The following is an 11,929-nucleotide window of genomic DNA, read 5'->3' on the forward strand; positions in this document are numbered from 1 at the left end:
TGCCGGCGACCCGGCCGGACCAGCACGCCCCGCCGGGCGGGCGGGTTCAACTCACAGCGGAGCAACGGACGTTAGGTTCATGGCAGTCCCACCCAACTCGCAACAGGAGATGCGTCAGCGCAATCTCTCGCGTGTGCTGTACGCGGTCGCCGGCGCCGCTCCTGTCTCGCGTGCCTCCATCGCGGCGAGGATCGGGCTGACCCGCGCCTCCGTCTCCACCCTCGTCGAAGAGCTGCTGCGCGCGGGGTTCCTCGTCGAGCTGGGCCCGGGCCGTTCCGGCGGGGTGGGCAGGCCCGGCAATGCGCTGGCGCTCACGGGCCTGGGCCCGTGCGGCATCGGTGCGGAGATCGGCGTGGACCATCTGACGGTGTGCGCCGTCGACCTCGAAGGCCGGGTCCGCGTGCGCGCCGGGGACGAAAGACCCAACGCCGAGGCCGGGGCGGAATGCGTGCTGCGGCGCCTGAGTTCGCTCCTCGACCGCGTCGTCACGGAGGCGGGCGCCGCGGGCCTGCGCCCGGCGGGCCTGGCCGTCGCCGTACCCGGGCTCGTCACGCGTTCGTCGACGACCGTGGTACGCGCACCGAACCTCGGCTGGTACGACACGGACCTGGCGGCGCACCTCGCCACGGCGGGTCCCTCCCTGCCGCTGACGGTGGAGAACGAGGCCAACTTCGGTGCGCTGGCGGAGCTGTGGCTCGCCGGGGGGAACGGTGAGAACGGGAAGAAGTCGGCACGGCGCGACTTCATCCACGTCTCGGCCGAGGTCGGCATCGGCGCCGGAGTCGTCCTCGACGGTGAACTCCTGCGCGGCACCAGGGGGTTCGCCGGGGAGCTGGGCCACGTGCCGGTGCAGCCGGACGGCCCGCTCTGCGCCTGCGGCGGCTCGGGATGCCTCGAACAGTACGCCGGCGAGGCGGCCTTGCTCCGAGCCGCGGGCATCCCGGTGCGCGGCTCCGGCGGGCGCACCGCGGCGCTGGCGAGGCTGAAGTCCCGCGCCGAGGACGGCGACGAGGCTTCTCTGCGGGCTCTGCGCCGTGCCGGCAGAGCCCTGGGCATCGCGCTCACCGGAGCCGTCAACCTTCTCGATCCACGGGCGGTTCTCCTCGGCGGCGCCCTCGCCGGGCTGGCGCCCTGGCTTCTCCCCCCGCTGGAGCGGGAGTTGCGGCGGCGCACGGCGGCTGAGGACACCGTGCCGGAGGTGGCGGTCTCGGCGATCGGCAGCGACGGCCCGTCGCTGGGTGCCGCGTACTCGGTCGTACGCTCGGTGCTCGACGACCCGCTGCCGTACGCCGTCGCCCCCTGACGGGCTGAGCACCCCGCACGGCGGGCGGCCGGCGGCACGGGGCAGAACCCGGGCCGTCACCGGCAGCGATCCGGCCCGCCCGGCACCCCGGCTCGTCAACTGCGCTGCCTACTTCAGCACTTCGGGCGAATACCGGGGGGATGCCGTGCCGTGTCCAGGCGGCGCCCCACATGCTCGGTCACGTGACACGACGCCACAGATGGCACCGCGCCGCCTCAACCACCGTGGCCGGTGCGGCACTTGCTCTCACCTGCGCCGCACCCGCGGCGGCCTGGTCCCCGCCGCCGGCCGGAACGGACGACGGCACGCGACGCATACCCGCACCCCGCATCGACGACGACCCGGACCGCCTTCCCGACGGTGGCGGTCTCGGCCTCGCCCTCGAAGCGGCCGGTGTCCGGCTCCGGCTCGCCGCCCGGGACGGCACGTGCCACGCCGTGTCACTCACCGTCATCGCCGACCGACTCCGGCTCGCACTGGCCGCACAGCACTGTTCCTGGGAGTGCGTCTGCGAACCGGAAACGCCGCCCCCGCCCGTCCCGACGCCCACACCTACCGCGCCGCCGTCCCCCGGCCCGCCCCGGCCGACGCCGCCTTCCGCCACTCCGACTCCGCAGCCGGCGCCCAGTGACGAACCCCGGGCCCAGGCCCCGGTCGTGCACCGCCATCCGCAGCCCGCACACGTGCCGCCTCCCAAGGGGCGGCCCAGCCCGCCCGAGGCGGTCCCCTCCCCCGCGCCCACCCACTCCCGTCCGGCTGCACCCGCTCGCCTCGAACCGGTCCCCCGCACCGACAGCGGCCGGCTGCCGCTCTCCGGGCGGCTTCTGCTGCTGGTGGCTCCCGCCGTGCTCGCCGCCGCCGCGCTGCGAGCCCGCAGCGGCCGCTCCGGCAACTCGCAGCGCGGCGGCACCGGTTCGGGCCCGCCTCCGTCGTCGTCCCCCTTCGGCCGTTGAACAGGGCGGGTGCCGTTCGGCGCCTTCGCCCCCGCCGCCTCCGCCGAACGCCCCCGCCGATCACAAGGGAGTGCACCCGTGCCCGAATGGATGCTCCTCGTCCTCGCGACCCTCACCGCCTGCGCCGCCGTGACCGTGGCCGTCGTGCTCCGGCAGCGGCGTGCGGCCTCCGACGACCCCTCCGAAACCCCCGACGTGATCGAGTACATGACGATGATGACCGGGGTGGTGTACGCGATCGTGCTCGGCCTGGCCATCGCCGGTGTGTGGGAGGCACGCAACGTCGCCGACGACGTGGCCACCGACGAGGCGCAGGCTCTCCACGAGGTCCACGAGCGAGCCCAGGCCGCCCCCGCCGCCCCCCGCGAGCGGATCAGGGCGGACGTCGCCGCCTACGTCCACCACACCGTCGTCAAGGAGTGGCCGTACATGGTGGAGCACGGCAGTCTCACCCCTCGCGGCGGCCGACTCCTCGCACAGCTGCGCAAGGACGTACTGGCCTGGGAGCCGAGCACGTCACGTGAGGAGCAGACATACGCGGCGCTGGCGGACCGTGTCGCGGCGGTCGACGCCGCACGCACCAGCCGTGCGGGCAGCGCGGAGCCGACGCTGCCGGGCGTCGTCTGGCTGGGGCTGTTCGCCGGCGCGGTGGTGTCGGTCGGGATGCTCTTCGCGTTGCAGATCCAGCGGTCGACGAGGGAGCTGCTGCTGGCCGGTATCTTCACCGCGCTCATCGCGTTCCTGCTCTTCCTCGTCCGGCATTTCGACGAGCCGTTCGCCCGCGGACTGACCGATCCGGCGGGGGCGTTCACAGCGCTCTTCCCCCAGGCAGGCAGCAACGTCACAGGCGGATGAGATGCTGACGGTTCCACGGTCGGGATCGTCTGAGGAGAACCGGGTGTCACTGCTCCTGCCCGCGCTGCACACCGAGTCCAGCCGCACTGCCCTCCGCTTCGGTGAGCGCGCACTCAGCTACCGGCAGCTCGCGGCAGCGGCGGGCGAGATGGCCACCCGCATCGGCGACGCCGGGCGGATCGCGGTGTGGGCCACCCCCACCCTGGAGACCGCCGTCGCCGTGGTGGCCGCCCTGCTCGCCGGTGTTCCCGTGGTGCCGGTGAACCCGCGCAGCGGCGAACGCGAACTGGCGCACGTGGTCGCCGACAGCGCACCCTCCATGGTTCTGGCCGAGCCGGACGCCGAGCTGCCCGAGGCGCTGAGCGGGGTCCCCCGCAAGGACATCGCGGTCACCGGGGAGGCCGACGCCACCACGTGGGCGCTCGTGCCCGAGCCCAACGCCGAGTCGCCGGCACTCATCGTCTACACCTCCGGCACCACCGGGCCGCCCAAGGGCGTCGTCCTCTCCCGTCGTGCGGTCGCCGTGACGCTCGACGCGCTGGAGGACGCCTGGCAGTGGACGGGGGACGACCTCGTCGTGCACGCGCTGCCGCTGTTCCATGTGCACGGCCTGATCCTGGGCGTCCTCGGCCCGCTGCGCCGCGGCGGAGGCCTCCACCACCTCGGGCGATTCTCGACACAGGCAGTGGCGGACGCCCTCGCCGGAGGCGGCACCATGCTCTTCGGCGTGCCGACCATGTACCACCGGCTGGCGGAGGCGCTGGATTCCGAGCCGCGGCTTGTCGAGGCGCTCGCCGGTGCGCGGCTGCTCGTCTCCGGCTCCGCTCCGTTGCCGCTGGACGACCACCGGCGCATCACCGAAGCGACGGGGCGCCACGTCATCGAGCGCTACGGAATGACGGAGACGCTGATGAACACCAGCGTCCGCGCCGACGGGGAACCCCGGCCCGGCACCGTCGGCGTGCCCCTGCGAGATGTGGACCTGCGCCTCGTCGACGACGCGGGCAGACGGATCGGCTCCGAGGGCGGGGCAGAACCTGACGGCACAGACGTGGTCGGGGAGGTGCAGGTGCGCGGTCCCAATCTCTTCACCGAGTACCTCAACCGCCCCGACGCCACGGCCGGGGCCTTCGACGGCGGCTGGTTCCGCACGGGCGACATGGCCACGCGGGACGCGGACGGCTACGTGCGGCTGGTGGGGCGGAAGGCCACCGACCTCATCAAGAGCGGCGGTTACAAGATCGGTGCCGGCGAGATCGAGAACGTGCTGCTGTCGCATCCCGGCGTCTCCGAGGCCGCGGTCACTGCCGCACCGGACCCGGATCTCGGCGAACACGTCGTCGCCTGGATCGTGCCCGCCGAGCCGGCTTCACCACCGCGAGGCGAGGAACTGGCGGACTTCGTCGCGGCGCAGCTCGCCCCGCACAAGCGGCCCCGCACCGTGCACTTCCGGGACGCCCTGCCGCGCAACGACATGGGCAAGATCCTCAAGCGGGAGCTGGTCGGCCCGCCAGAGGCGGCACAGCCCACGGAGTGAACCGCGCGAGCCGGGCGTGACCCCGGGCCACGCCGCTCGTGCTGGGCCCGCGGTCTGCGGCGCTTCGCAGAAGGCGGCACGGCCGGTGCGGTGAAGCGGGCAGCCGCCGGGTCAGGCTCCCTGCCGCTCGCCGTCCGGCGCCAGTCCGCGGTCGGCGAGCCAGCGCAGCTGATGCAGCGTCTGCGAGCCGCGCCCACCGCCGTGGTCGCCGAACTGCCAGACCACCACGTCCTTGTCGTCGTGCGCGTAGTGGTTGTACGCGGCGAAGCCGGTGGACGGCGGGCAGACCGGGTCCATGAGGGCGACGCTGAAGAGTGCGGGCACCGCCGCACGCCGGGCGAAGTGCAGCCCGTCGAAGTACTCGAGCGTGGAGAAGACGCTCTCGGGGTCGTCTCGCGTGTGGACTCCGAGATAGTGCGCGATCTCCGGGTACGGACCGGCCACGGCGAGTTCGGCGCCGCGCCGGATGTGGCACAGGAACGGCACGTCCACGAGGGCCGCCGCGACGTCCGTCCCGGCCAGGGCGGCGACTGCCAGGGCCAGGCCGCCTCCCTGGCTGTGCCCGGTGACGATGACGCGCGCGGGGTCGACCGCGGGATGGCTGCGCACGGTCTCGGCGGCGCGCACCGCGTCGGTGATCAGCCGGCGGTAGTAGTGGTGTTCGGGGCCGTCGATACCGCGGGTCATGAAGCCGCCCACGTAGTGTGGCCCCGGCGCCGGGTCCGGGTCGGGGGTGGCATGGCCCTGGCCGCGGCTGTCGACGACGAGGTGGGCGTAGCCGGCGGCACTCCACAGCAGATGCTCGGTGTGGAGCCCCCTTCCGCCGCCGTAGCCGATGTAGTTGACGACCGTGGGCAGCGGTACGTCGGCGCCGCGCGGCAGCAGCAGCCACGCCGCCACGGGCTGCCCGTCCCAGCCGGGGAAGCGCACGTCGTGGACGTCCACCGTGCGCAGCGGAGAGTCCTCGATCCGCGGGAATGTCACCGGCGGTGCCGTGCCTGCCGCTTCCCGGGCCGCGGAGAGGGTGCCCGCCCAGAAGTCCTCGAAGTCGTCCGGCGCTGCGGTCTCGGGCCGGTAGCCACGAAGTTGCTCCAGCGGCATGTCGGTCAGCGGCATGTGTCTCCTCGGCGAACGCTCCGGCCCTCCATGTGCCCGGCGGAGGCCCAGCATGGCACGGGCAGCGGTACCCGCCCCGCCGCGCCCTTCGCCCCCTCACCACCCATGACGGACCACGACGGTGGTATCCGTGCCACATGGACTGGTTCGCGGCATCCGACTACTGGCTGACCCGGCTCGTGCTCCAGAGGGCGCTGGCCGGCATCTACCTGGTCGCTTTCGTCTCGGGAGCGCTGCAGTTCCGGGCACTGATCGGTGAGCACGGCCTCACCCCGGTGAGACGGTTCGTGCGGCGCGTTCCCTTCCGGGCCTTTCCGAGTCTCTTTCAGTGGCGCTGCTCCGACCGGCTGTTCGCATCGGTCTGCTGGGCCGGCGCGGCGCTGTCGGCGGCAATCGCGGCGGGCGCCGCGGACGCCGTTCCGCTGTGGGCGTCGATGCTGATGTGGGCGCTGCTGTGGCTCGCGTACCTCTCGATCGTCAACGTGGGACAGGTCTGGTACAGCTTCGGCTGGGAGTCGCTGCTGCTGGAGGCCGGCTTCCTGGGGATCTTCCTCGGCAACGACGAGACGGCTCCGCCTGTGCTCGTGCTCTGGCTGCTGCGCTGGCTGGCCTTCCGGCTGGAGTTCGGCGCGGGGCTGATCAAGTGGCGCGGTGACCGCTGCTGGCGCGAGCTGACATGCCTTGACCACCACCACGAGACGCAGCCGATGCCCGGCCCCCTGAGCTGGTTCTTCCACCGGCTGCCCAAGCCGCTGCACCGCGTGGAGACGGCGGCCAACCACGTGGCTCAACTCGTCGTGCCTTTCGGGCTGCTGATGCCGCAGCCGGTGGCCACCTTCGCGGCCGCGATCGTCATCGTCACCCAGCTGTGGCTGGTGCTGTCCGGCAACTTCTCGTGGCTGAACTGGCTGACGATCGTCATCGCCCTCGCAGCCGTGGACAGTTCGGCCTTCTCCGGGGCGCCGTCCTTCGCCCCGCCGCCGCTGTGGTACGTCGTGGTGGTCTGTGCCGTGACGACCGTTGTGCTGGTGCTGAGCTACTGGCCCGTGCGCAACATGGTGAGCCGGGGCCAGCAGATGAACGCCTCCTTCAACTCGCTTCATCTGGTGAACACTTACGGTGCCTTCGGCAGCGTCACCCGGGTGCGGCACGAGATCGTCATCGAGGGCACGGACGAGGAGCTGCCCGGCGAGGAGACGGTCTGGCGGGAATACGGCTTCAAGGGCAAGCCCGGCGATGTGAGCCGTCTGCCGCGCCAGTTCGCCCCGTACCATCTGCGCCTGGACTGGCAGATGTGGTTCGCCGCCCTCTCCCCCGCCTATGCGGCCGGCTGGTTCGAACCGTTCGTTGCCCGTCTGCTGGAGGGCGACCGCGACACGCTGCGGCTACTGCGGTTCAATCCCTTTCCCGACCAACCGCCCACGCACGTACGGGCACTGCTGTACCGGTACCGGTTCACGACCCGCGCGGAGCGGCGGGAGACAGGCCACTGGTGGCACCGCACGCTGGTGCGGGAGTTCCTCCCGCCCGTCCGGGCGACGAGGGACGCGGACCGGGCACGCTAGTGCTGGGGCCGGCTGCCGCCCGGGCGGTGCGGGAGCGGTCCTTCGGCCTGGTCGCATCCTTCCGGGGACCCACCGGGCCGCCGAAAGCAACGGCCGGTGAGGCCCCTTCTCCGGTGCGGGGGACGTCGGGGAGGACCGGGCCACACCTGATGGCTGGAATCGTGCGCCTTGGCTGGTTTGCCGTCAACGTCGGCGTCGCAACTTTCACAAGCCGGTGCCTGGCCACCGTCACAGCCGCATTCAAGCTCACCCGAGAAGGGGCGCCGGGTGCCGCAACCGTCCACGAAAGGCGAGGCCCCGCCTGCTCCCCCCACAGGAACAGACGGGGCGACCCCATCCACCACCCCCCACAGGGGCGAACGGGAGTCCAGGGCCGACGCCGAGCCCTGCCGGCCACTGATGCCGAGACTGCGCTCGCATGTCCCAATTGCGCAAGATGCCAGACGGTCACATTTCCGCCACGGGGTGATTCGGCGGCCATGCGGCCGACCAGGCACCCGGTGCACAGGGGGCGAAGTGAGCGAAGTCCGCGTCCGCAGAGGGCAGACCCGCCCACGGATGACGGGCGGGGCGCGGGCGGCGGACCGCTGCCACGGCCCAGCTCGATTCATGCCACGCTCCCCTGCTCCCGGCGGCAGAACGAAGCCCCCCGTGCTCCGGGGCAATCGCCCGAGGGCCACGCCGCCGACCCCGCCGCTTGACACCCCCGCTTGACACCCCCGGTCTGACATCGCCGGTCCGACATCCCCGATCTGACGACCCGGTGACATCTGCCCCGGAGAGCCGCTGCGCCCCTGGTCACCGCCCTACGGTGAGGAGGTGACCACCTCCACACGAACTGACGGTCCGGACAGCGGAACCGGCCCGGGCAGCGGGACCAGCCGCCGATCGGGGGCGGGCGGCACCGTCCGGGGACCCCGTTCCGTCCGCCGCCGCACAGTGCTCGACCTCTGCGCAGTGGCCGCGGCAGCACTGCTCTTCACGGCGGCGGCGGTGGCGGGCCGGAGTTACGCGGACAGCCCCGGCACGCTGCGGCTGCGCTGGCCGCCCCTCTACGCGTACTGGATGCCGCACGCCGGGCCGGGCACCGTCCTGGCGCCTGCCGTGGCCGTACTCCTGATCGCCTACGGGCCGCGCCTCGCCGGGACCCTGCCCTGGCGTGCGCTCCTGCCCGCGGCGTGGGCGGCCGGGATGGCGTGGAGCTGGTCGCTGACGCTCGTCGACGGCTGGCACCGGGGCGTCGCCACGCGGCTGACGACAGGTTATGAGTATCTGCAGTCCGTCGGCGACGTCGAGGACATCGGTGCGACACTGCGCGGCTTCACATCACGCATCCTCATGGACGCGCCGGACAACTGGCCCCCGCATGTCGCCGGCCATCCGCCGGCGGCGCTGCTGACCTTCGTCGGGCTCGACCGGGTCGGACTCGGAGGCGGCGTCTGGGCCACCGTCTTCGTCATCACCGCCGGATCCTCGGCAGTGGCGGCCGTGCTGGTGACGGTCCGCTCGCTGGTCTCCGAGAGGGCGGCCCGCACGTGCGCCCCCTACGTGGTGCTCACACCCGCCGTCGTGTGGACCGGTGTCTCGGCCGACGGCTACTTCACGGCGGTGAACGCGTGGGCGCTGGCGCTGCTTGCCCTTGCGGCGACCCGCAGCGTACGGGCTCCCGCGTGGGCCGCAGTGGGCTCAGGACTTCTGTTCGGACTGGCCTGCTATCTGTCGTACGGGCTGATTCTGACGGGGTTCCTCGCTCTGGCGGTGCTGGCCGCGGCCCGTGCGGTGCGCCCCGTTCCCCTCGTACTGCTGGGCATGGCGCCGTGGTTCGTCCTCTTCACGGCCGCAGGGTTCTGGTGGTTCGAGGGCTGGTCGACCCTCGTCGAGCGCTACTACCAGGGGGCAGCGCGGGTCCGCCCCTACGGCTATTTCGTGTGGGCGAACCTGGCGGCGCAGACTGCTGTGGCAGGGCCTGCCGTCGTCGCGTCCCTGCGCAGGGCGGGCGCCGCCGCCACCGCCTTCTTCCGGGCCCGCCGGACCCGCCGAAGAGGCGGGGAAGCCGACGCCGAGCGGGCGGAGTCGACGAGGCGGCGCGCAGCGCTGCTGCTGCTCGTCGCGGGCGGTGTGTGCTGCGTGCTGACCGCGGACCTGTCGGGGATGAGCAAGGGCGAGACGGAACGCATCTGGCTGCCGTTCACGCAGTGGCTGCTGCCGGCGACGGCGCTGCTGCCGCGCCGCGGCCGCCGTTGGTGGCTCGCGGCGCAGGCGGCCACCGCGCTGACGGTCAACCACCTGCTGATCACTGGCTGGTGAGTACGGCCGACAGGCCCGGACCGTTCCCCGGCCTCCAGGACGGGCCCGGAGGGCGGGCGCGTCCGAGGGCCATGAACGGCCGCTCACCGCACCGCCATTCCTCAACGACCCGCCAGCCGGCCTCCGCGGCACGCTCCCTGAGCGCTTCCCGGCCCAGCCTCGCCCACAGGAAGGCCGGGCCCTGAGCGTCCGTGCCGTCGTACAGCCGCACCTCGCTCCGCTCCTCCACCTCCGCGGACGAGGCCTCGGCGAACAACAGCCCGTCGGGCGTGAGGAGTTCCTGTATGCGGTCCAGCAGCCTCGGCGGATCGCCCCCGATTCCGATGTTGCCGTCCAGAAGCAGTGCGCTCTGCCAGCGTCCCTCGCCCGGAAGCGGGTCGAACACGGAACGCTGCAGCGCCGTGCCACCCGCGCCGCGCGTACGGGCGATCGCGGCCGGGGAGGTGTCGACGCCCAGCGCGGGCACGCCCAGCCCGGACAGCGCCGCCACCAGCCGCCCGGGGCCGCAGCCGACGTCGAGGACGGCGCCCGAGCAGCGGCGCAGGACGCTCATGTCCGCCCGGTCGGCCTGCGCACACCACCGCTCCACCTCCAGCGGCAGCAGCCAGCCGTCGCGGCGCTGCAGGAACAGCGGTCCGCGGCCGGCGCGCAGCGCGTCCGCGTACGGGTCCTGCTCCGTACACCACGCCGGCGCGGGTGCACTCACTGCGCCACCGCCCGGGCGAGATCCGCGTGCACGGAGGCGAAGCGTCCCGAGGAGAGCGCGGCGACCCGGGCTGCGTCGGCAGCGGTGTCCACATCGCGCAGCAGCGGCAGGTCCCGTACGGACAGTCCCGCCTCGACGAGCCGGTGACGCTGCCGTGCGCCCGTGTCCGTCCTGGACATCGGCACGCCCAGCACGAGGCCGGGCTGCGGGCGTGCCATGCCGAGAGCCCAGAAGCCGCCGTCCGCCGCGGGGCCGAACCAGGCGTCGCGCTCGTCCCACGGGCCGGAGTCCGTGGCGAGGGCGAGCAGTTCGGTTGTGATCTGCGGGGTGTCCATGCCGATGAGCAGCGCCGGCCCGTCGCACAGTCCGAACGCGGCCGCGATCCGTGCGTCGAGGCCGCCGCCGCACTGCGGCACCACTTCGAACCCGCCGGGCAGCCAGGGCCCCGGCCGTCCGTCTAGTACCAGTACGCGTCGGCGCACGTGCATTCGCGCGACCGTCTCCAGGGTGTCCGCGAGCGACGCCTCGGCGAGCCGGGCCGCGTCCCCGGGACGGTAGGGGGGCGTCAGACGTGTCTTGACCCGGCCCGGGACCGGCTCTTTGGCGATCACGAGAAGGGTCGTCGGTGCGGGTACGGGTGCTTCGGCGGAGACGGGTTGGGGTGCGTAGGCGGGTGCGGGCCGACGGACGAGGCCCGCCGCGGAGTCAGGTGCCGCGGCGGGCAGCGGCAGCCGGACGCCGGGTGCGGTCGGGGTGGGGCCCACGGCGCCGCCGTCCCCAGTCCGGTGGCCGTCCCCGGTGCCGCTCATCGCAGGACCGCCTGCATGTCGCGCACCGCGTGCCAGGTGCCGAGCCATGTGCCGGTCACCTTCGACTTGCCCGAACGGGGCAGGTAGTCGACCTCCGTCTCGTGGATGCGCCAGCCCGCGTCGGCGGCGCGCACCACCATCTGCAGCGGGTAGCCGCTGCGGCGGTCCGTCAGCCCCAGTCCGAGCAGCGCCTCGCGACGGGCTGCGCGCAGCGGTCCCAGGTCGTGCAGCCGCACGCCGGTACGGCGCCGCACCATGCGCGAGAGAGCGCGGTTCCCGAGCCGGGCGTGCAGCGGCCACGCTCCGCGCCGCGTCGGGCGGCGCCGTGCCAGTACGAGGTCCGCGGTGCCCTCGCGGACGGGGGCCGAGACGCGCGGCAGGATGCCCGGGTCCAGGGTGGCGTCGCAGTCGCAGAACGCGACGAACTCCGCCTCGGCCGCGAGCAGCCCCGCGTGGCAGGCGGCTCCGAACCCGCGGCGCTCCTCGCGCACCACTGTGGCGCCGTAGTCACGTGCGATCTCCGCGGAACCGTCGGTCGAACCGTTGTCGACGACGAGGGCACGCCATCCGGCCGGAATCCGCTCCAGCACCCACGGCAGCGCCTCGGCCTCGTTCAGGCAGGGAAGCACCAGGTCGCCTTGCCAGGACTGCGAGTTGGTGGTCATCTCCATCTGCCTCACCCTACGAACCCATACCGGACATATGGGATCGACGCACCTTACGGAAGGCTGACATCCGCACCCCGGCCACACCTCGGCCGGGTCTCTGCCGCCGGTCC

At 73.2% G+C, this 11,929-nt stretch carries 10 protein-coding genes; 6 read left to right on the forward strand and 4 right to left on the reverse strand.

The features are described 5' to 3' along the window. The first annotated feature begins 79 nt into the window (after positions 1 to 79). The 4 genes from EV375_RS24620 (at position 80) to EV375_RS24635 (ending at position 4,648) form a co-directional block, all read left to right on the forward strand. The gene (locus EV375_RS24620) at positions 80 to 1,303 is read left to right on the forward strand and encodes an ROK family protein (protein ID WP_130302155.1); all 1,224 of its coding nucleotides are present in this window, start codon (positions 80 to 82) and stop codon (positions 1,301 to 1,303) included. A gap of 182 nt (positions 1,304 to 1,485) precedes the next feature. Further along, complete coding sequence (locus EV375_RS24625) at positions 1,486 to 2,256, forward strand: hypothetical protein (RefSeq protein WP_130302156.1); 771 nt, start codon at positions 1,486 to 1,488, stop codon at positions 2,254 to 2,256. 78 nt (positions 2,257 to 2,334) lie between these two features. Beyond that, on the forward strand, positions 2,335 to 3,111 hold the full coding sequence (locus tag EV375_RS24630; protein WP_130302157.1) for a bestrophin-like domain: 777 nt from the start codon (positions 2,335 to 2,337) through the stop codon (positions 3,109 to 3,111). Positions 3,112 to 3,154: 43 nt separating this feature from the next. Further along, positions 3,155 to 4,648, forward strand: coding sequence for an acyl-CoA synthetase (locus tag EV375_RS24635; RefSeq protein WP_165434840.1), 1,494 nt, complete (start codon positions 3,155 to 3,157; stop codon positions 4,646 to 4,648). Positions 4,649 to 4,759: 111 nt separating this feature from the next. Here the strand turns inward: EV375_RS24635 and EV375_RS24640 are convergent, their stop codons facing one another. After that, positions 4,760 to 5,764: an acetylxylan esterase gene (locus EV375_RS24640; protein ID WP_130302159.1), complete on the reverse strand. Its 1,005-nt coding sequence runs from the start codon at positions 5,762 to 5,764 to the stop codon at positions 4,760 to 4,762. A gap of 137 nt (positions 5,765 to 5,901) precedes the next feature. On the opposite strand from EV375_RS24640, the gene EV375_RS24645 reads away from it, so the two are divergent. Together EV375_RS24645 and EV375_RS24650 are read left to right on the forward strand one after the other, a co-directional pair. Beyond that, positions 5,902 to 7,329, forward strand: coding sequence for a lipase maturation factor family protein (locus EV375_RS24645; RefSeq protein WP_130302160.1), 1,428 nt, complete (start codon positions 5,902 to 5,904; stop codon positions 7,327 to 7,329). An 819-nt stretch (positions 7,330 to 8,148) separates the two neighbouring features. Then, positions 8,149 to 9,636, forward strand: coding sequence for a hypothetical protein (locus EV375_RS24650; RefSeq protein WP_130302161.1), 1,488 nt, complete (start codon positions 8,149 to 8,151; stop codon positions 9,634 to 9,636). Here the strand turns inward: EV375_RS24650 and EV375_RS24655 are convergent. From EV375_RS24655 to EV375_RS24665, 3 genes are all read right to left on the reverse strand, one after another. Continuing rightward, positions 9,623 to 10,342 (reverse strand): methyltransferase domain-containing protein, encoded by a 720-nt coding sequence (locus EV375_RS24655; protein WP_130302162.1) that lies wholly within the window; start codon positions 10,340 to 10,342, stop codon positions 9,623 to 9,625. The two genes, EV375_RS24650 and EV375_RS24655, sit on opposite strands and share 14 nt — an antisense overlap. Continuing rightward, positions 10,339 to 10,953, reverse strand: coding sequence for a TIGR04282 family arsenosugar biosynthesis glycosyltransferase (locus tag EV375_RS24660; RefSeq protein ID WP_486588867.1), 615 nt, complete (start codon positions 10,951 to 10,953; stop codon positions 10,339 to 10,341). The genes EV375_RS24655 and EV375_RS24660 overlap by 4 nt, the downstream gene beginning before the upstream one ends. A 194-nt stretch (positions 10,954 to 11,147) precedes the next feature. After that, complete coding sequence (locus EV375_RS24665) at positions 11,148 to 11,822, reverse strand: glycosyltransferase family 2 protein (protein ID WP_130302164.1); 675 nt, start codon at positions 11,820 to 11,822, stop codon at positions 11,148 to 11,150. Between the last annotated feature and the right edge of the window lie 107 nt (positions 11,823 to 11,929).

The sequence above is a fragment of the Streptomyces sp. CNZ301 genome, assembly GCF_004217425.1.

What these genes read in the sequence shown, in the direction of transcription:
- EV375_RS24620 (WP_130302155.1), top strand. Translation starts at nt 80, where the DNA reads ATGGCAGTCCCACCCAACTCGCAACAGGAGATGCGTCAGCGCAATCTC.
- EV375_RS24640 (WP_130302159.1), bottom strand. Translation starts at nt 5,764, where the DNA reads ATGCCGCTGACCGACATGCCGCTGGAGCAACTTCGTGGCTACCGGCCC.
- EV375_RS24645 (WP_130302160.1), top strand. Translation starts at nt 5,902, where the DNA reads ATGGACTGGTTCGCGGCATCCGACTACTGGCTGACCCGGCTCGTGCTC.
- EV375_RS24665 (WP_130302164.1), bottom strand. Translation starts at nt 11,822, where the DNA reads ATGGAGATGACCACCAACTCGCAGTCCTGGCAAGGCGACCTGGTGCTT.